Origin of the sequence: Corynebacterium sp. (assembly GCF_012838985.1) — a bacterium.
In the GTDB taxonomy this organism is placed as follows: Bacteria; Actinomycetota; Actinomycetes; order Mycobacteriales; family Mycobacteriaceae; genus Corynebacterium.
The window spans coordinates 1-19,483 of sequence record NZ_DUOE01000062.1; the positions used below are offsets into that span (position 1 = coordinate 1).

General features: G+C 68.0%; 19 protein-coding genes. 4 read left to right on the plus strand and 15 right to left on the minus strand.

Annotated features, from left to right (window positions below):
• Both GXZ33_RS03610 and mqo read right to left on the minus strand, forming a co-directional pair.
• On the minus strand, positions 1-258 hold a 258-nt coding region (locus GXZ33_RS03610), incomplete at its 3' end, for a VOC family protein (protein ID WP_291339474.1).
• Positions 259-321: 63 nt separating this feature from the next.
• Complete coding sequence (mqo, locus tag GXZ33_RS03615; protein ID WP_291339475.1) at positions 322-1,824, minus strand: malate dehydrogenase (quinone); 1,503 nt, start codon at positions 1,822-1,824, stop codon at positions 322-324.
• A gap of 246 nt (positions 1,825-2,070) precedes the next feature.
• Here mqo and GXZ33_RS03620 point away from each other — a divergent pair, with 246 nt between their 5' ends.
• Both GXZ33_RS03620 and mtr read left to right on the plus strand, forming a co-directional pair.
• Entirely contained in the window at positions 2,071-3,042 is a 972-nt protein-coding gene (locus tag GXZ33_RS03620; protein WP_291339476.1) for an alpha/beta hydrolase, read from the plus strand.
• A gap of 44 nt (positions 3,043-3,086) precedes the next feature.
• Positions 3,087-4,472: a mycothione reductase gene (gene mtr, locus GXZ33_RS03625; RefSeq protein WP_291339477.1), complete on the plus strand. Its 1,386-nt coding sequence runs from the start codon at positions 3,087-3,089 to the stop codon at positions 4,470-4,472.
• Between the two features lie 71 nt (positions 4,473-4,543).
• Here mtr and map read toward each other — a convergent pair whose 3' ends face one another.
• From map to dxr, 5 genes are read right to left on the minus strand one after another with little or no spacing between them, the layout of a single operon-like run.
• Complete coding sequence (map, locus tag GXZ33_RS03630) at positions 4,544-5,416, minus strand: type I methionyl aminopeptidase (protein WP_291339478.1); 873 nt, start codon at positions 5,414-5,416, stop codon at positions 4,544-4,546.
• Positions 5,413-7,221: a penicillin-binding transpeptidase domain-containing protein gene (locus GXZ33_RS03635; protein ID WP_291339479.1), complete on the minus strand. Its 1,809-nt coding sequence runs from the start codon at positions 7,219-7,221 to the stop codon at positions 5,413-5,415. The genes map and GXZ33_RS03635 overlap by 4 nt, the downstream gene beginning before the upstream one ends.
• Positions 7,222-7,279: 58 nt before the next feature.
• On the minus strand, positions 7,280-8,437 hold the full coding sequence (ispG, locus tag GXZ33_RS03640; RefSeq protein WP_291339480.1) for a flavodoxin-dependent (E)-4-hydroxy-3-methylbut-2-enyl-diphosphate synthase: 1,158 nt from the start codon (positions 8,435-8,437) through the stop codon (positions 7,280-7,282).
• A gap of 10 nt (positions 8,438-8,447) precedes the next feature.
• Positions 8,448-9,659, minus strand: coding sequence for a M50 family metallopeptidase (locus GXZ33_RS03645; RefSeq protein WP_291339481.1), 1,212 nt, complete (start codon positions 9,657-9,659; stop codon positions 8,448-8,450).
• Between the two features lie 8 nt (positions 9,660-9,667).
• The gene (gene dxr, locus GXZ33_RS03650; RefSeq protein WP_291339482.1) at positions 9,668-10,843 is read right to left on the minus strand and encodes a 1-deoxy-D-xylulose-5-phosphate reductoisomerase; all 1,176 of its coding nucleotides are present in this window, start codon (positions 10,841-10,843) and stop codon (positions 9,668-9,670) included.
• A 111-nt stretch (positions 10,844-10,954) separates the two neighbouring features.
• Between dxr and GXZ33_RS03655 the strand changes: the two genes are divergently transcribed.
• The gene (locus GXZ33_RS03655) at positions 10,955-11,377 is read left to right on the plus strand and encodes a DUF2631 domain-containing protein (protein WP_291339483.1); all 423 of its coding nucleotides are present in this window, start codon (positions 10,955-10,957) and stop codon (positions 11,375-11,377) included.
• Between the two features lie 66 nt (positions 11,378-11,443).
• Here GXZ33_RS03655 and GXZ33_RS03660 read toward each other — a convergent pair whose 3' ends face one another.
• The 3 genes from GXZ33_RS03660 to rlmN are packed head-to-tail and all read right to left on the minus strand — an operon-like array spanning position 11,444 to position 14,880.
• Positions 11,444-12,976: a hypothetical protein gene (locus GXZ33_RS03660; protein ID WP_291339484.1), complete on the minus strand. Its 1,533-nt coding sequence runs from the start codon at positions 12,974-12,976 to the stop codon at positions 11,444-11,446.
• Positions 12,973-13,764 carry an ABC transporter ATP-binding protein gene (locus GXZ33_RS03665; protein ID WP_291339485.1) on the minus strand — a complete coding sequence of 264 codons (792 nt, stop codon included), beginning with the start codon at positions 13,762-13,764 and terminating at the stop codon, positions 12,973-12,975. The genes GXZ33_RS03660 and GXZ33_RS03665 overlap by 4 nt, the downstream gene beginning before the upstream one ends.
• A gap of 18 nt (positions 13,765-13,782) precedes the next feature.
• Positions 13,783-14,880, minus strand: coding sequence for a 23S rRNA (adenine(2503)-C(2))-methyltransferase RlmN (gene rlmN / locus GXZ33_RS03670; protein ID WP_291339486.1), 1,098 nt, complete (start codon positions 14,878-14,880; stop codon positions 13,783-13,785).
• 92 nt (positions 14,881-14,972) lie between these two features.
• Here rlmN and GXZ33_RS03675 point away from each other — a divergent pair, with 92 nt between their 5' ends.
• Positions 14,973-15,404, plus strand: a complete 432-nt coding sequence (locus tag GXZ33_RS03675) for a lipopolysaccharide assembly protein LapA domain-containing protein (RefSeq protein WP_291339487.1) — start codon at positions 14,973-14,975, stop codon at positions 15,402-15,404.
• Positions 15,405-15,410: 6 nt separating this feature from the next.
• Here GXZ33_RS03675 and GXZ33_RS03680 read toward each other — a convergent pair whose 3' ends face one another.
• The 5 genes from GXZ33_RS03680 to rpsB form a co-directional block, all read right to left on the minus strand.
• Positions 15,411-16,280: a phosphatidate cytidylyltransferase gene (locus GXZ33_RS03680; RefSeq protein ID WP_291339488.1), complete on the minus strand. Its 870-nt coding sequence runs from the start codon at positions 16,278-16,280 to the stop codon at positions 15,411-15,413.
• Between the two features lie 72 nt (positions 16,281-16,352).
• Entirely contained in the window at positions 16,353-16,910 is a 558-nt protein-coding gene (frr, locus tag GXZ33_RS03685) for a ribosome recycling factor (RefSeq protein ID WP_291339489.1), read from the minus strand.
• Positions 16,911-16,963: 53 nt separating this feature from the next.
• Positions 16,964-17,698, minus strand: a complete 735-nt coding sequence (pyrH, locus tag GXZ33_RS03690) for a UMP kinase (RefSeq protein ID WP_291339490.1) — start codon at positions 17,696-17,698, stop codon at positions 16,964-16,966.
• Positions 17,699-17,820: 122 nt separating this feature from the next.
• On the minus strand, positions 17,821-18,648 hold the full coding sequence (gene tsf / locus GXZ33_RS03695) for a translation elongation factor Ts (RefSeq protein ID WP_291339491.1): 828 nt from the start codon (positions 18,646-18,648) through the stop codon (positions 17,821-17,823).
• 123 nt (positions 18,649-18,771) lie between these two features.
• The coding region (gene rpsB / locus GXZ33_RS03700; protein WP_291339492.1) for a 30S ribosomal protein S2 at positions 18,772-19,483 on the minus strand (712 nt) is incomplete at its 5' end.

A 19,483-nucleotide genomic window follows, 5' to 3' on the forward strand; every position in this document is an offset into this window, starting at 1 on the left:
ATCGAAGTTGACGAAGAAGCTGATCGCCGGCGTCGGCCCGAACTCAGGTCCGCCGTTGAGCAGGGTGAGACGGTAGCCGTCGATGACGACGTCCACGGTCAATGTCTCGCCGGCCCGGTCTGCCTGGAAGTCGGGGAGGTCGGTGGTGGGGTAGGTGACGCGGTTGTCGATGAGCGTGTCAGGGAAGGCGGTGGCGTAGAAGGAGGCGGCCTCGTCGGCGTTCCGGTCGAGCCAGATGGTGGGCACTATGCGTTGCATGGCCCCCAGGGTACGGAATCAGCAAGGGCCGCGACCTCGCGGTCGCGGCCCTCACGCAGGAAGCTACTTGTCGAGCTTCAGGGTCTTCTGGGTGTAGTCCCAGAGCTCGTCGAACATCTTCTTGTCGTCGGCGAGCTTGGTGCCGTAGGACGGGATCATCTCGTAGAGCTTCGGGCCCCAGTCGATCATGCGCTCACCGAAGCAACGCTCGAGCAGCTCGAGCATGGCGGCCGGGGCGACGGAGGCACCCGGGGAGGCGCCCAGCAGGCCGGCGATGGAGCCGTCGATGCTGTTGATCAGGGTGGTGCCGAACTCCAGGGAACCGAAACGCGGGGCGGCGGTCGGCTTGATCACCTGGACGCGCTGGCCGGCGACGACGGTCTCCCAGTCCTCGGCCTTGGCGGACGGGACGTAGTCACGCAGGTCGACGAGGCGCTTCTCGAAGTCCTTGGCCACCTCGGTGACGAGGTACTTGGTCAGTGCGAACTCCTGCACGGCGACACCCAGGTAGGACGGGATGTTGTCGAGGCGGATCGACTTGAACAGGTCGAGGTAGGAGCCCTCCTTGAGGAACTTCGGGGTCCAGCCGCCGTAGGGGCCGAAGAGGAGGCCCTTCTTGCCGTCGATGACGCGGGTGTCCAGGTGCGGGACGGACATCGGCGGGGCACCGACCTTGGCCTTGCCGTAGACCTTGGCGTCGTGCTGGGCGATGAGCTCCTCGTTGGTGCAGCGCAGCCACAGGCCGGAGACCGGGAAGCCGGCGTAGCCGTTGACCTCCGGGACGCCTGCCTTGCGCAGCAGGTCGAGGGCGTAGCCGCCGGCGCCGACGAACACGAACTTGGCCTTGACGACGGAGGTGTCACCCGTGTGCACGTTCTTGACGGTGATCTTCCACTTGCCACCGTCCTTCTTGATGTTCTTGACCTCGTGGCCGTAGCGGACCTCCGTGCCGGAGGCCTCAGCCGCAGTGAGGAACTGCTCGGTCAGGGCACCGAAGTTGACGTCGGTGCCGATGTCGGTGCCGGAGTAGGCGACCTTCTCGGCGGCGAAGTCACGGTCCTTGGACATGACGGGGAGGCGCTCGGCGAACTTGGCCTCGTCCTCGACCCACTCCATGCCCGGGAACAGGATGTTGTCCTTCAGGGCCTCGTGGCGGCGCTTGAGGTAGTCGACCTGGTCCTCACCCTGGGCGAAGGCCAGGTGGGCGACCGGGTTGATCCACTCCTTCGGGTCGGCCAGGACACCGGTGTCGACCTGGTGGGACCAGAACTGGCGGGAGACCTGGAACTTCTCGTTGATGCCGATGGCCTTGGAGACGTCGATGCGACCCTTGACCTCGGGGGTGTAGTTGAGCTCGCAGAGTGCGGAGTGGCCGGTACCGGCGTTGTTCCACGGGGAGGAGGACTCCTGGGCGGGGCCGTCCAGGCGCTCGAAGATCATCTGGGACCAGCTCGGCTCGAGCTCGCGGATCATCGCACCCAGGGTGGCGCTCATGACACCCGCGCCGACGAGGGCGACATCGACCTCGTCAGTGACCTTGGGAGCGTTCTTGTTTTCGGTGGACACCTTGCATTACCTCATTCGTCGTCGAAGGTTCTGGCCAGTACATGGCCCGCACCGGGTGTCGGCACTACTCCCCGGCGGGCAGGACAATTCCGGGTGCGGGCTCTGACGTCCTCGGCGCAGATCCACTCCCCTTGTCCGGTACCCATCAACCTTACGCCTTAGGGTGGCGTGGGTGTGATGAAGGTAGGTAAAACACGAACTTATCGACGCCCCTCACTCCCCCGTACCCCCACTAGTGTGGTCATCATGAGCGTTCCCGCCTTCTCAGACTGGTACGAGGACATTCTCGGTCCCGATTTCTCCGCCCGCGACATCTTCCTCGGCCCCGATCCCGACGGGGAGGGGGAGGCGGTGGCCACCCTCGTGCGTTACGGCTCCCCCGTCCCCGGGCGCCTGTCGGTGCTGTGGGTGCACGGCATGACGGACTACTTCTTCCACGCCCACGTGGCGCAGGCGGTGGCGGAGGCGGGGTTCAACTTCTATGCGCTGGATCTGCGCAAGTGCGGCCGCTCGCGTCGCGAAGGTCAGACGTGGCACTACAGCACCGATTTCCGCCACTACTTCCCGGAGCTCACCGCCGCCCTGGACATCATCGACGGTCCGGTGGTGCCCGTCGCCCACTCCACCGGTGGTCTCATCGTGCCGCTGTGGGCGGCGCACCTGCGTCGCAACGACTCGGAGAGGCACGCCCGCCTGGCGGGGCTCATCCTCAACTCCCCGTGGCTGGACATGATGTACCCGCCGGCGGCGGTGACGGTGATGCGCCCGGTGGTCGGTGTCCTGGGCCGGGTGCTGCCGTCCGTGGAGATCCCCGGCGGCAACCTGGGCACGTACGGGGTGTCGATCCACAAGGACCACCACGGTGACTGGGACTTCGACGTCGACTTCAAGCCCGTCGGCGGGCACCGCAAGTACCTGGGCTGGCTGTGGGAGGTGCTGCGCAGTCAGCGGCGGGTGCACCGCGACGAGGTGGATGTCGGCGTGCCCGTGCTCACGTTGTGCTCCGCCACCTCGCTGCTGGGGCGCGGTTACTGCGAGGACTCGCACTGCAACGACACGGTCCTGGACACGCTGCAGATCCAGCGGTGGGCGCCGCACCTGGGCACGGACGTCACGGTCCTGCCCGTCGAGGGTGCACGCCACGACGTGTTCCTCTCCCGCCCCGGCCCCCTCGAGGAGGTGCTGGCCGCCACGGTGGACTGGCTGGGGCGCAGGTAGACTCGGTTGTCGATTTATTTCCCCTAGTCAAGGAGCCCTCTCGCATGTCTGCTGACCTCAAGGTCGACAAGCACTATGACCTGATCATCATCGGCACCGGTTCGGGCAACTCCATCCCGGGCCCGGAGTTCGAGGACAAGTCGATCGCGATCGTCGAGAAGGGGACCTTCGGCGGCACCTGCCTCAACGTGGGCTGCATCCCCACCAAGATGTTCGTCCACCCGGCCGACATCGCCCTGGCGGCGCGTGAGTCCGGCCAGCTGGGCCTCAGCTCGCAGGTGTACCGCGTCGACTGGCCGGCCATCGTCTCCCGCATCTTCGACCAGCGCATCGACCTCATCGCCGAGGGCGGCGAGGCCTACCGCCGCGGCCCCGAGACCCCCAACATCGACGTCTACGACCAGCACGCCCGTTTCGTCGGCGAGCGCACGATCCGTACCGGTGACGCGGTCATCTCCGCCGACCAGGTCGTCATCGCCGCCGGTTCCCGCCCGATGATCCCGGAGCAGATCACCGATTCCGGCGTGACCGTCCACACCAACGAGACGATCATGCGTCTCGAGCAGCAGCCGCAGTCGATCATCATCGTCGGCGGCGGTTTCATCGCCATGGAGTTCGCGCACGTCTTCGACGCGCTGGGCACCAAGGTCCACGTGGTCAGCCGTTCCGGCCTCATGCGGCTCCTCGACGCCGACATCTGCGCCCGCGTCAACGAGGACTCCGCCAAGCGTTACGACGTCCGCGTGGGCCGCACCGTCGCCTCCGCCGTCGAGGACTACCGTGGTGTCACCGTCACGCTCGACGACGGCGCGACCATCACCGCCGACGTCCTCCTCGTCGCCACCGGACGCACCCCCAACGGCGACCAGATGGACCTGGACGAGGGTGGCGTCGAGATGACCGAGGACGGCCGCGTCTCCGTCGACGAGCACGGCCGCTCCACCTCCGCGGAGGGTGTCTGGGCCTTCGGTGACGTCGCCTCCCCCTTCATGCTCAAGCACGTGGCCAACGCGGAGATGCGCGCCGTGCGCCACAACCTCCTCCACCCTGAGGACCTGCAGAAGCTGCCGCACGAGCATGTGCCGTCGGCGGTGTTCACCAACCCGCAGATCGCCACGGTGGGGCTCACCGAGCGTCAGGCCCGCGAGGCCGGGCACAACGTCACCGTGAAGATCCAGCGCTACGGCGACGTCGCCTACGGCTGGGCCATGGAAGACACCACCGGCATCTGCAAGCTCATCGCCGACAGGGACACCGGCAAGCTGCTCGGCGCCCACTACTACGGCCCGCAGGCCTCCACCCTCATCCAGCAGATGATCACGGTGATGGCCTTCGACCTGGACGTGCGCGACGTCGCGAAGAAGCAGTACTGGATCCACCCGGCCCTGCCGGAGGTCACCGAGAACGCCCTCCTGGGCCTGGAGTTCTAGCCTGCCCGGACAAGCACGGAGCCCAGGTCACATCGTGGATGTGACCTGGGCTCTCCCCGTTCCCGCAGCGACTAGTCGGCGAGGGTGAGGATCTCGTTGCCGTCGTCGGTGATGACGATGGTGTGCTCGAACTGGGCGGTGAAGCGGAAGTCGTTGTTCTGGACGGTCCAGTCGTTGTCCCAGATCGTGTAGTCGAGGCCGCCGAGGTTGATCATCGGCTCGATGGTCAGGGTCATGCCCGGCTCGAGGATGTCACGGTAGGCGGTGGAGTCGTAGTGCAGGACGACCAGCCCGTTGTGGAAGGTCGGGCCGACGCCGTGGCCGGTGAAGTCGCGGACGACGTTGTAGCCGAAGCGGTTGGCGTAGGACTCGATGACGCGGCCGATGACGTTGATCTCCCGGCCCGGCTTGGCGGCACGGATGCCGCGCATCATGGCCTCTTCCGTGCGCTCGACGAGCAGGCGGTGCTCCTCGGAGACATCGCCGGCGAGGAAGGTGGCGTTGGTGTCGCCGTGGACGCCGTTCTTGTAGGCGGTGACGTCGATGTTGACGATGTCGCCGTCCTGGATGACCGTGTCGTCCGGGATGCCGTGGCAGATGATCTCGTTCATCGAGGTGCAGCAGGACTTCGGGAAGCCGCGGTAGCCCAGCGTCGACGGGTAGGCGCCGTGGTCGAGCATGTACTCGTGGGCAATGCGGTCGAGCTCGTCGGTGGTCACGCCCGGGGCCACGGCGGCGCCGGCCTCCTTGAGTGCGTTCGCGGCGATCTTCGAGGCCTCACGCATCGCCTCGATGACCTCGGGGGTCTGGACGAAGGGCTCGCCGATGTTCTCCTGGACGGTGTCCTTCCACGCGTACTCGGGGCGTTCGATGTGGTCGGGGACGGTACGGATCGGGGACACACGGCCGGGAACCAGAGGAGAGCGAGAAGTCATGCCTGTCATGGTAGCGCCCTCTCGGCGCGCATCTGGTCGAGGGTGGTGAACATGTGGTCGGTGATGGCGACCGCCGTCTCGGATCCGCCGCCGAGGACGACGAGGGTGGCGAAGGCGATGTCGTCGTCGCGGTAGCCGGCGAACCAGGCGTGCGAGCCCTGGTTGATCTCGGCCTCACCGGTCTTGCCGTGGATCTGGCCGCCGGCCTGCATGCCGCGGGCGGTGCCGGAGGTGACCACGGAGCGCATCATCCGCTGGAGCTGCGCGATGGCCTCCGGGTCGGGGGCCGGGACCTCCTCGGAGACGGTGGTCTCGTGGCCGTCGATGAGCACCGGCAGCGGTGTCTCCCCGCGGGCGGCGGTCGCGGCGACGAGCGCCAGGCCGAAGGGGCTGGCCAGGTCGAGGCCCTGGCCGTAGCCGGCCTCGGTGCGGTCGAGCGGGGTCTCCCCCTCGGGGACGGAGCCGGTCACGGTGTACAGGCCGGGGATGTGGAAGTCGAGGCCCAGGCCGAACTGCTTCGCGACGTCCGCCAGCTGCCCCGGCTCCAGCCGCGTCGAGATGTCCGCGAAGGTGGTGTTGCACGAGGACGCGAAAGCCCGCTCGAGAGGCACGTTGCCCAGCGAGAACTGGTTGTAGTTGTTGACGATGCGCCCGTAGATGTTCATCGAGCCGGGGCACGGCACGATCGAGTCGACGCCCAGCCCCTCCTCCTGCATGCCGGCGGCGACGGTGATGATCTTGAACACGGAGCCGGGCGGGTACTGGCCGGACAGGGCGATGTCGCCCTTCTCGTCGGCGGCCTTCGTCTGCGCCACGGCGAGGACCTGCCCGGTGGACGGGCGGATGGCGACGATCATCGCCTGCATCTCCGCGCGCAGGTTGACGGCCTGCTGGGCGGCGAGCTGGATGTCGTGGTCGAGGCCGACGCGGACGGCGGGGGCGGGCTGCGGCCCGTGGTACTCGACGTCGTCGATGACGCCGCCGTGCTGGTTGACGGCGGTGACGCGCCACCCGTTGGCGCCGTCGAGTTCATCGGCGACGATCGCGGAGACGCGCGCCATGATGTCGGGGGCGAAGGAGGGGTCGCGGTTGACCATGGCGGCCTCGTCGTTGACGATGACCCCCTCGATGTCCGCCAGTTCCTCCGTCACGCGCGGTCCGTCCTCCTGGTCGACCAGCGCGACGGAGTAGACGCCGGAGGCGCGGGAGAGTTCCTCGGAGAGGGCGGCGGCGTCGAGACGCGGGACGGCGGCGGCGATGCGCGCGGCGACGGGCCGGACGTCGTGGACCTTGCCCAGGTCCACGAGGATGCGGTACATCGTGCCCGGCTGGAGGATCTCCACGCCGTCGGAGGAGACGACGCTGGCCTTCCCCGCGGGCACGGGGCGCAGCTCGAGGTGCTGGTTGGCGCCGAGGCGCGGGTGCAGCAGGCTGGGCTGCCAGCGGACGGTCCAGTCCTCCCGGGTCTTGGTGAGCGTGAGGGTGGTGTCGTAGGTGAGGTGGCGGTCACGCGGCAGCTGCCAGTCGAGGGTGTACTGCGCGGTCGCCAGGTTGTCCCGGACGTCGACCTCCCCCAGCGTCGCCGTCAGTCCCTCGGCTTGGAGGCCGTCCCACGTCGAGTCGATGACCTCGCGGGCGGTCGTCGGCAGGTCGATGACCTCCGACACCCCGTCCAGGTCCCGCGCGGCGAGGGCGGCGAGGAAATCCTCCGCCGTGGGCGTCGCGTCCACCGGCTTCGGCGTGCACGCGACGAGCCCGGACACGAGTCCGAGCACGACGAAGCCCCCCGTGATGCTGCGTGCTGTCCGTGTCATGTGCGCAGGTTAACAGGCATTCCGCTTATCGACGCCCCAGACTCGCCAGAGACCGGCCCTAGTGCGTGACCTTCACCTCGGCCTTGGCGCCCTCGACCTGCTCGAGACCCTGCTCCTCGGCGATGCGCATGGCCTCCTCGATGAGGGTCTGGACGATCTGGGACTCGGGCACGGTCTTGATGACCTCACCCTTGACGAAGATCTGGCCCTTGCCGTTGCCGGACGCGACACCCAGGTCGGCGTCGCGCGCCTCGCCGGGACCGTTGACGACGCAGCCCATGACCGCGACGCGCAGCGGGAACTCCATGCCCTCCAGCCCGGCGGTGACCTCCTCGGCGAGCTTGTACACGTCGACCTGTGCGCGTCCGCAGGACGGGCAGGAGACGATCTCGAGCTTGCGCGGACGCAGGTTCATGGCCTGGAGGATCTGGTCACCGACCTTGATCTCCTCCACCGGGTCGGCGGACAGGGAGACGCGGATGGTATCGCCGATGCCCTGGGACAGCAGCGCGCCGAAGGCCACGGAGGACTTGATGGTGCCCTGGAAGGCGGGGCCGGCCTCGGTGACGCCGAGGTGCAGCGGGTAGTCGCACTGCTCGGCGAGCTGACGGTAGGCCTCGACCATGACGACCGGGTCGGAGTGCTTGACGGAGATCTTGATGTCACCGAAGCCGTGCTCCTCGAACAGGCCGGCCTCCCACAGCGCGGACTCGACGAGCGCCTCCGGGGTGGCCCTGCCGTACTTCTTCATCAGACGGGCGTCGAGGGAGCCGCCGTTGACGCCGATGCGGATCGGGATGCCCGCGTCACCGGCCGCCTTGGCGACCTCCTTGACACGGCCGTCGAACTCCTTGATGTTGCCCGGGTTGACGCGCACGGCGGCGCAGCCGGCGTCGATGGCCGCGAAGATGTACTTGGGCTGGAAGTGGATGTCCGCGATCACCGGGATCGGGGACTTCTTGGCGATGATCGGCAGCGCCTCGGCGTCGATCGTCTTCGGGCAGGCGACACGCACGATGTCGCAGCCGGAGGCGGTGAGCTGGGCGATCTGCTGGAGCGTGGCGTTGATGTCGTGGGTCTTGGTGGTCGTCATCGACTGCACCGAGATCGGGTGATCAGAACCTACTCCGACGTTGCCGACCATGAGCTGGCGGGTCTTGCGGCGCGGGGCCAGGGTGGGCGGCGGGGTGGACGGGATACCAAGTCCGATGTTCATGCGCACAACTCTAGCCGAACAGCCGGACAGGGTTGACCACGTCAGCGACGATGACGAGCATGCCCACGGTGAGCAGGAGCGCCGCCATCGCGTAGGTGACGGGCAGCAGCTTCTCGTAGTTGGCGGGACCGGCCGGGGCCAGGCCGCGGAGGCGGCGGAAGAAGTCACGCACCTTCTCCCACAGCACCACGGCGATGTGCCCGCCGTCCAGCGGCGGCAGCGGCACGAGGTTGAACAGCGCGAGGAAGAAGTTCAACGAGGCGAGCATCATCCAGAACATGTTCCACAGGGAGTGCTCCACCAGTTCACCGCCGACGCGGGAGGCGCCGACGACGCTCATCGGGCCCTCCATGTCGCGTTCGGCACCGAAGATGGAGGCCACCACGCCGGGGATCTTGGCGGGGAAGCCAGCGAGTCCGCGCACGGTCGCCTCGAAGAGGTCGGCGGTGAACGCGCCCGTCGCCCCGACGGCGGCGACCGGGCCGTAGGAGACCCAGGCGTTCTCCAGCGGCGCGTTGCTCAGGCCCACGGCGCCGGCGGTGACCTCGTTGCCGGTGGCGTCGAGACGCGTCACCGGGGCGACGGGGACGGTGACGTCGAAGGTGCGGCCGTCGCGTTCGACGGTGAACACGACGTCCTCCCCCGGCCGGCCCAGGACCGTGTCGCGCAGCTGCACGAAGCTGTCCACGGGCTCGCCGTCGAGCGCCAGGATGCGGTCGCCGATCTGCACGCCGGCCTCCCCGGCGGGGCCGGTGCCGGTGCACTCGGCGAGAGTCTCGGGACCGGTCTGGTCGGAGACGCAGGAGACGGCGCCGACGGTGGGCGTGGTGTCGACGTCCGGGTTCGGCAGCCCCGAGGTGACCGCCAGGCCGTAGATGATGATCACGCCGACGATGAGGTTCATGATGACGCCGCCGGAGAGCACCGCCACCCGCTGCCACCACGGCTTGTTCACCATGGCGTGCGGAGCTTCCTCCTCGGTGACCGGGTCCTGCGCGGTCATGCCCGCGATGTCGCAGAAGCCACCGAAGGGCAGCGCCGCCAGGCCGTAGGTGGTGTGCCCGCGTTTCACGGACCACACCGTCGGGCCGAAGCCGATGAAGTAGCGGCGCACCCGCATCCCGAACGCGCGGGCCGTGAACATGTGTCCGGCCTCGTGCAGGGCGATGGTCACCGCGATGCCGAGGGCGAACAGGACCACACCGAGCAGGTAGGCGCCCACTGATCTCCTTAGAGCTTGTCGACGATCGCGTTGGCCCGGGCCCGGGCCTCCTTCTCGACCGCCAGGATGTCGTCGACGCTCGACGGTACACCAGCGAACTGGTCAGCTCCTGCGAGTACCTCGGCAACGGTGTCGACGATCTGCGGGAACCGGATCCGCCCCGCCAGGAAGGCCGCGGCCGCCTCCTCGTTGGCCGCGTTGTACACCGCGGGGAAGGTGCCCCTCCGCGTCGCGACGTCGCGGGCCAGCTGCACCGCGGGGAAGGCGGTGTCGTCGAGCGGCTCGAAGCGCCAGTCATGCGCCTGCGTGAAGTCCAGCGCCGGCTGGGCCCCGGGGACACGGCGCGGCCAGTCCATGGCCAGCGCGATGGGCAGCTTCATCGACGGCGGGGAGGCCTGGGCGATGGTCGCGCCGTCGGTGAACGTGACCATGGAGTGGATGATGGACTGCGGGTGGACGGTGACGTCGATACGCTCCGCGGGGATGTCGAAGAGCAGGGTCGCCTCGATGAGTTCGAGTCCCTTGTTGATGAGCGTCGCCGAGTTGAGCGTGTTCATCTGCCCCATCGACCACGTCGGGTGCGCGGCCGCCTGCTCCGGGGTGGCGTCCCACATCTCCTCCCGGGTGCGGCCACGGAACGGTCCGCCGGACGCGGTGAGGACGAGCCGGTCGATCTCCCGTTCCGTGCCGGAGTGCAGGCACTGGGCCATGGCGGAGTGCTCGGAGTCGACGGGCACGATCTGGCCGGGCGCGGCCTGCGCCATGACGAGGTCACCGCCCGCGACGAGCGACTCCTTGTTGGCCAGCGCCAGGACCGACCCCGACTCGATGGTGGCCAACGTCGCTGCCAGGCCGAGGGAGCCCACCAGGGCGTTGAGGACGGTGTCCGCCTCCACGGTGCGCACGAGCCGTTCCGCGGCGTCCGCCCCGGAGATGACGGTCCCGCCGAGGGCCGCCGAGACCTCCGCCGCGGCCCGCTCCCCCGCCACGGCCACTCGCTCCGGCGGAAGATCCAGCAGCCGGGCCTGCTCCACGACGAGAGCCGGATCGGAGCCTCCCGCCGCGATGCCGACCACCTCGAACAGGGTCGGATTGGCGACGACGACCTCGATGGCCTGCGTGCCGATCGACCCCGTCGAACCGAGAAGAAGAATGCGCCTGGGGGAATCACCGGATGTAGTCACGGCCCCTATTCTGTCACTGCGCAACTCTTGGGGGTGTTTTGTCGCACCTGGGGGAACTATGTGCAAAGATATGGGGCAAGTTAAACATGCTTCCATGACAAGGAGAACAACGTGGCTGCTTCCCACGAGATCGTGCCTGAGGTCCACAGCGGAACCTCCACCCTGGACGTGCCTTCCGCCGCTTTCGGCTGGAGCGAGCTTTCCCGCACCACCGTCCAGGTTTCTGGCTGGGTGTCAGTCCTGATCCTGCTGGGTTACAACTTCGGTAACCACGAGGGCCACGTTGAGACCATCTGGCTGCTCACCATCGCCGGCCTGATCGCGATCGGCCTGCTCATCCACCTGTTCGAGCCGAAGCTCAACCAGGTCCGCACCCTGACCTCCCGTAACCAGCCGGTCGGTCACAAGGAGCCGGACTGGGTCTACAACCAGAAGACGCTCTCCGGCAGCTACGCCAAGCTGTCCGACGCCCAGCTGCGTGCGCTCAACATCGAGCCGTCCCGCGTGCAGCACCTGCGCGAGCTGGACGCTTAAGCGCCACAGTCTCCGCACCGAAGCAACCGCCCCTCGAGGGCGGTTTTTTCGTGCCCCGGACCGGGGCTAATTCACCCAGCGTTCGACCCGGGCGTAGATCTCCGGGAGGTGGCTGTCCAGGCGTCGTGACGCCACCCGCACGCACCCCACGTAGAACAGTGCCGGCAGGGCCAGCGCCAGGAGCAGGCCCGGGACGGTCCAGCCGAAGGCCACGAGTGCGGCACCGGGCGCGGCGGGGATCCAGCCCAGCAGCAGCGAGGCGAAGGCGGCGACGAAGGCCGCCCCGGAGAAACCCGACTTGTCCGCCCACGGGCTGGTGCCCGGCTTCGCGGTGGGGAAAGGGTTGAAGGTGGTGAGCAGCAGAGCGATACCCGCCACCGACACGAGCAGTCCCAGGGAGATCACGGCGACCAGTGCCGCGCGGGCGGGGTCATCCGCAAGTATGACGGCGGCGACGTCGACGACCAGCAGCAGGGCGAGCATCGGGGTGAGCTGCGCCAGGTGCCGGGCCAGCAGCAGCGTGCGGGCCGGGACCCCCGAGACGATGTGCACCCATGTGGCGGGTCCGTCGTAGCCGAAGTCGTTGCCGGCCAGTGAACCGGAGATGAGCGCCACCAGGACCATGCCGGTGTAGAGCAGGGTGTCGTCGGTGAGCGCCCCCTGCACGAGCATCACGATCGCGAGGACAGGGAAGGTCGCGACCGTCCCGACCATCCGCGGATCGCGGCGGAAATAGCGCACGCCGCGGGAGTAGATCATCGTCGCCGGGGTGTAGGGGAGGCCCGGCAGCAGGACCGCTTCCCGACGCTCCCCCGTCTCCTCCCGCGTCACCGCGTCCAGCGGGGCGTCGAGACGCCGGGCCACCACACCCCGCCACCACCGCACCCCGAGCACCAGGGTGGCCACAACGACGGCCAGCTGGGCGGCGGCGGTGAGCCAGGCGGAGTCGAGGAGCGCGGCGACGACACCGGCGGGCGCGCCGACCGGGGTCCAGGCGAGGATGCGGCCGATCCTGTCGAGGCGGATGTTCTCCACCCCGAAGGACATGAGGCCGTTGAAGGCGAAGATCATCACGATGACGAGCACACCGCTGAGGATGTTCATCCGCTCCGAGGACACCCGCCCCGCCCCGGCGCTGACCATGCGCAGCATCTCACCGAGCAGCAGCGTCACCACCAGGGCGACGGGCATGGCGAGCAGCCACAGCGGGCCGCTGAGCCACACCGCGAGGACCGTGGCGAGCACGGTCGTCAGCGCCGCGGTCACGCCCCGGGTGTTGAGCAGCGTCGCCCACGCCAGCGCCGGGAAGAGGTCACGGGCGGTGACCGGCAACGTGGCGTAGTCCGCGGCACTGAGCTGCGACTCACCCGAGGGGATGATGACGGACACCGCGACATAGGCCAGCGAACCCAGGGCGACCATGCCCGCCAGCCCCCAGGCACGGTCCCCGACGGGCAGCATCCAGACGCTCAGCCCCAGGCTGACCAGCCCGATGAAGGCGTAGAGCACGATGAGCACGGCCATGATCCCGGCGGCCGAGTTGTTCCTCATCGACCGCCGCCACAGGGTGCGGTGCATACGCAGGAGCAGTCCGGTCATCGCAGCCACCCCAGGGCACCGTCGTCGAGGTCCCCGCCACCGACGAGACCGACGAAGGTGTCCACCAGGCTGGCACCCCGGCGCACCTCGTCGACGTGCCCGGCGGTGAGCACCCGTCCCTGGTGGATGACGGCGACGTGGTCGCACAGCCCCTCCACCAGTTCCATCACATGGCTGGAGAGCACCACCGTTCCCCCACCGGCGGCGTAACGACGCAGGATCTGCTGGATCAGCCGCCCCGACACCGGGTCCACGGCCTCGAGGGGCTCATCCAGGATGAGGATCTCCGGGCCGTGCAGCAGCGCACCGGCCAGCAGGATCTTCTTCTTCATGCCGGCGGAGTAGTCGACGATGTACTTCGGGCCGGCGTCGGTGAGGTTGAGGGCGTCGAGAAGCTCCGTGGCACGCCGCTCCACCTCCGCCTCGGGGATACCGCGCAGACCCCCGAGGTAGCTGAGGTACTCCCGCCCGGAGAGCCGGTCGAAGACGGGCACACCGTCGACGAGCAGACCCATCGCCCTCTTCGCGGGAAGCGGCTCCTCCCACACGTCATGGCCCGCCACCCACGCGCGTCCCGCAGTGGGGCGCGCCAGCCCGGCGACCATGCTGATCATGGTCGTCTTGCCGGCGCCGTTCGGGCCGACGATGCCGTAGATCGACCCGCGCGGGATGTCCAGCGACAACCGGTCGACGGCCGTCTGCCGCCCGAAGACCTTCGTCAGGTCACGGACCGCCAGTGCCTGCGTCGTGGGGTCGGGTGCGGGCGGGGGCAGGTGTGGGACACTCATGCCCCCAACATAGCGACGCTACTTCTCCTCGGCCGCCAGCTGACCGCAGGCGGCGGCGATCTCCTGGCCGCGGGTGTCACGCACCGTGCAGGGCACACCCTGGGCGACGACGCGGCGGACGAACTCGTCCTGGCGCTCCTTCGGGGAGGCGTCCCACTTCGAGCCCGGGGTCGGGTTGAGCGGGATGAGGTTGACGTGCACCTTCGAGCCCAGTGCCTTGTGCAGCTTCTTGCCGAGCATGTCGGCGCGCCAGTCCTGGTCGTTGATGTCACGGATGAGGGCGTACTCGATGGACACGCGACGACCCGACTTGTCGGCGTAGTAGCGGGCCGCGTCGAGGACCTCCTGGACGGAGAAACGGTTGTTGATGGGCACGAGGGTGTCACGCAGCTCATCGTCCGGGGTGTGCAGGGACACGGCCAGACGCACCGACATGCCCTCGTCCGCCAGCCGGCGGATCGCCGGCGCCAGGCCCACCGTGGAGACGGTGACGTTGCGCTGCGATATGCCGAAGCCCTCCGGGGAGGGCTGGGTGATCTGACGGACCGCCGAGACCACGCGCTTGTAGTTGGCCAGCGGCTCACCCATGCCCATGAACACGATGTTCGTCAGGCGGGAGCCCTCGGCCTCCATTGCAGCGGCCGCCGCACGGACCTGGTCGACGATCTCCGAGGTGGAGAGGTTACGGTCCAGACCGCCCTGGCCGGTGGCGCAGAACGGGCAGGCCATACCGCAACCGGCTTGCGAGGAGATGCACAGCGTCGCACGGTCCGGGTAGCGCATGAGCACGGACTCGAGCAGGGTGCTGTCGTTGAGACGCCACAGCGACTTGGTGGTGTCACCGTCATCGGTCTCGATGGTGCGGACCGGGGACAACAGGGTCGGGAACAGTTCCTCCGTGATGGTCTCGCGTGCCGCGGCGGGCAGGTCCGTCATCGTGGAGGGGTCGGCCTCGAAGCGGCCGTAGTAGTGGCGGGCGATCTGGTCGGCGCGGAACTTCGGCAGGCCGAGGTCGGTGATGCGCGCGACGCGCTCCTCGGGGCTCAGGTCGGCGAAGTGGGTCGGCGGCATGCCCCGCTTGGGCGCGGAGAACTGGAGGGTCACGGGTTCAGCCATAATGCCCCCATCCTTGCACGTCGGGCCAGGTCTTATCCAGTTGTTGACTCATTTACGTGGCGCAACTCGCACGCACAGCGTTGAATGATGGTATGACACGTTCCCACGAGACCGATCCCGTCCACGACACGAGCCCGGACCTGAACCAGGACCACCTCCCGGCCGTCCGCGACGAGCCCATGCCCGACCACCTCGACGAGCACCGGGACATCTACGCGGAGGAGACTCCCCGTGGACCGGTCACCGAGACGGTCGTGGAGACCAGGGTGAAGAGCTCCCTGGCCGGCAGCACCTGGGCGGCGCTCATCATCGGCGCCCTGCTGCTCATCGCCCTGCTGGTGTTCATCCTGCAGAACCAGCAGCAGGCGGAGCTCAACGTCCTGTCCTGGACCTTCGAGTTCCCGGCCGGCATCGCCTACCTCTTCGCCGCGATCACCGGCGCGCTCATCATGGCGCTGGTCGGTGGCGTGCGCATGCTGGAGCTGCGCCGCCAGGTCAAGCGTCAGCGCAAGATGCGGGGCTGACCCCCGTCAGCTGCCCAGCACGCTGAGCACGAGCCACGTGACCATGGCCGACGGCAGCATGCCGTCCAGCCGGTCCATGAGGCCGCCGTGTGCGGGCAGCAGGTTCGACATGTCCTTGATACCCAGTTCGCGCTTGAACTGGGACTCGACGAGGTCACCCAACGTCGCGCAGATGACCAGGCCGACGCCCATGACCGCGCCGATCCACCACTCGTGGCCGAGCAGCAGGGACACCGTCAACGCGCCGGTCACGGAACCGCCGACGACGGAACCCGCGAAGCCCTCCCAGGACTTCTTCGGGCTGACCGCCGGGGCCATGGGGTGCGAGCCGAACATGACGCCGGCGATGAAGCCACCGGTGTCGGAGGCGACGACGCACAGCATGAACGTGATGATGTACAGGCTGCCCGACACCCCGTCGGAGGAGATGAGGGACAGCATCGCCGCGAAACTGGCGAACAGGGGGATCCACGTGAGCACGAAGATCGACATCGCCGTGTCGCGCAGATAGTTCTGGGGCGGCGTCGTCCGACCGTGGTAGAACAGCCGCCCGAACATGATGGACAGCACGGCGGCGACATAGGCCGCCACCAGACCGGTCGTGCCGAAGGGCCAGGACAGCCACACCATGAGCTGTCCGAGCAGCAGCATCGGCACCAGGGGGATGTGGTAGGTGTGCTCCCGGAGACGGGACACGACCTCCCACGTCGCCACGGCCACCGCCGCCGCCACCAACGGGTACCAGCCGACGGGGCCGATCCACACCGCCAACAGGGACAGCCCACCGAGGACGGCACCGACGCCGATCGCCACGGGCAGGTTACGGCCGGGGTTGTTCTTCGGTTTCGGCAGGTGGCCCAACTTCGCTTCGCTCACCTGGAGCCTCCTGTGGGTGGGGATGTGCGGGGAATGGTGCGGGGATGAGGAGAGGGAAAGTCCGGGAGAACCCTAGACCTCCATCAGCTCCTCCTCCTTGCGGCTGACGAGGTCGTCGATCTGGGCGACGTAGCCCTGGGTGACCTTGTCCAGCTCCTTCTCCGCTGCCTGCACCTCGTCCTCGCCGAAGTCGCCGTCCTTCTGCAGCTTCTTCAGCTGCTCCATGCCCTTGCGGCGGATGTTGCGGATGGCGATCTTGCCGTCCTCGCCCTTGCCCTTCGCGATCTTCACCATGTCGCGGCGACGCTCCTCGGTGAGCTGCGGGATGGTCACGCGCAGCACCTGACCGTCATTGGTCGGGTTGACGCCGAGGTCGGAGTTGCGGATGGCGTTCTCGATGTCGTTCATGACGTTCATCTCGTACGGCTTGATGATGAGCATGCGCGGCTCAGGCACCGAGATGGTCGCCATCTGGGTGATGGGGGTCGGCACACCGTAGTACTCGGCGATGACGCCGTTGAACATGGCGGGGTTCGCGCGGCCCGTACGGATCGTGGTCAGGTCATCGCGGGTGTGCTCGACGGTGCGGGTCATGCTGTCCTCGGACTCGAGGAGGATGTCATCGATCATCGGGTAAGGCCTTTCTCAAGTGTGTTTACCTGCATCAATCTACCAGGATGCGGTCAGGAATTGACGAGGGTGCCGATCTGTTCGCCGGCCACCGCACGCGCGATGTTGCCGTCGGTGAGCAGGTTGAACACCAGGATGGGCATGTTGTTGTCCATGCACAGGGAGAAGGCGGTGGCGTCGGCGACCTTGAGGCCCTTCTCGATGACCTCACGCGGGGTGATCTCGGTGAACAGCTCCGCGTCCGGGTTGGTGCGCGGGTCGTCGGAGTACACGCCGTCCACACCCTTGGCCAGGAAGAGGACGTCGCAGCCGATCTCCAGGGCACGCTGGGCGGCCGTGGTGTCGGTGGAGAAGTACGGCATGCCCATGCCGGCGCCGAAGATGACCACGCGGCCCTTCTCCAGGTGACGGACGGCACGCAGCGGCAGGTACGGCTCCGCGACCTGGGCCATGTTGATGGCGGTCTGCACACGGCAGTCAACGCCCTTCTGCTGGAGGAAGTCCTGCAGGGCCAGGCAGTTCATGACCGTGCCCAGCATGCCCATGTAGTCGGAACGGGCGCGGTCCATGCCGCGCTGCTGCAGCTCGGCGCCACGGAAGAAGTTGCCGCCGCCGATGACCACGGCGATCTCCGCACCGGTCTTCGCGACCTCGGCGATCTGACGGGCGACGTTCTCGACGACGTCCGGGTCGATGCCGACCTCCCCACCGCCGAACATCTCTCCTCCGAGCTTCAACATGACGCGCTTGTAGCTGGTCCGTCCGGGGCTGTTGTCAGCGGTGGTCACCGTGAGGTCTCCTTCAAGGGGGTCGGTAGAATCGGCTCCCATCCTATCCCGTGCCCATGAGACGCGAAAACCGCCGCGCTCATGGTGAGCACGGCGGTCGTCGAAAAGCGCTGAGGCGGCGATTAAGCCTGGCCGACCTCGAAACGCTGGAAGCCGGTCAGGGTGACGCCGGCGTCATCCATGATCTGCTTGACGGTCTTCTTGGAGTCGGCGACGGAGGCCTGCTCCAGGAGGACGACGTCCTTGTAGAAGCCCTGCAGACGGCCCTCGACGATCTTCGGGATGGCCTGCTCCGGCTTGCCCTCCTCGCGGGTGATCTGCTCGGCGATGGAGCGCTCCTTCTCGACGATGTCGGCCGGAACGTCCTCGCGGGTCAGGTAGCCGGCACGGAGTGCGGCGACCTGCATGGCGGCGGCCTTGGCTGCTGCCTCGGCCTCGGCGCCCTCACCGGTGTAGGCGACCAGGACACCGACTGCCGGCGGCAGGTCGGAGGCACGCTGGTGCAGGTACACGGCGATGTTGTCGCCCTCGAGGGTGGCGGCGCGACGCAGCTCGAGCTTCTCGCCGATCTTGGCGGACATCTCCTGCAGAACCTCAGCGGCCGGCTTGCCGTCGACGTCAGCGGCTGCGAGCTCCTCCTGGGAGTTGGCCTTCACGGCGGCGGCTGCCTCGGCGATCTTCGCGGCCAGCTCCTTGAACTCGGCGTTCTTGGCGACGAAGTCGGTCTCGGAGTTGATCTCCACCATGGTGTTGCCGGAGACGGCGACGAGGCCCTCGGAAGCGGAGCGCTCAGCGCGCTTGCCGACGTCCTTGGCGCCCTTGATGCGCAGGATCTCAACAGCCTTGTCGAAGTCGCCGTTGGACTCCTCCAGAGCCTTCTTGCAGTCGAGCATGCCGGAGCCGGTGAGCTCGCGGAGCTTCTTGACGTCTGCAGCAGTGTAGTTCGCCATAGTAGGGGCGATCCTCCTCGTATCGGAACGGTTATCGACCACAGAGCGTAGTCGATGGGAAAGGCCCCCGCCGCGTACACGACCGACGGGGGCCTAAAGATTCAGGCCTTGTGTGCCCGGATGTTACTTCTCGGTGGACTCAGCGGCCTCGGCGGCCGGAGCCTCGGTGGCCTCAGCAGCCTCAGCGGCCGGAGCCTCAGCCTCGGTGGCCGCGGCGGCAGCCTGCGCGTCGGCGGCGGCCTTCTCCTCGGTGTCACCGGCGGCCTCGCGGGAAGCGGCCAGGGCGCGCTCCTCGCGTGCCTTCTTGCCCTCCTCCACAGCGGTGGAGATCACGCGGGACAGCAGGGCGGTGGAGCGGATGGCGTCGTCGTTGCCCGGGACCGGCCAGTCGACGACGTCCGGGTCGCAGTTGGTGTCCAGGATCGCGACGACCGGGATGTTGAGCTTGTGGGCCTCGTTGACCGCGATGTGCTCCTTGTTGGTGTCGATCACCCAGAGAGCGGACGGGATGCGGGTCATGTCGGCGATGCCGCCCAGCACGCGCTCCAGCTTGGTGCGCTCGCGGGTGAGCATGAGGACTTCCTTCTTGGTGCGGCCCTCGTAGCCGTCCTCGGCAGCGTCCATGGCCTGCAGCTCCTTGAGGCGGTGCAGACGCTTGGAGACGGTCTGGAAGTTGGTGAGCATGCCGCCGAGCCAACGGTGGTTGACGTAGGGCATGCCGACGCGGTCGGCCTCGACCTGGACGGCCTCCTGGGCCTGCTTCTTGGTGCCGACGAACAGGATGGTGCCGCCGTGGGCGACGGTCTCCTTGACGAACTCGAACGCTGCGTCGATG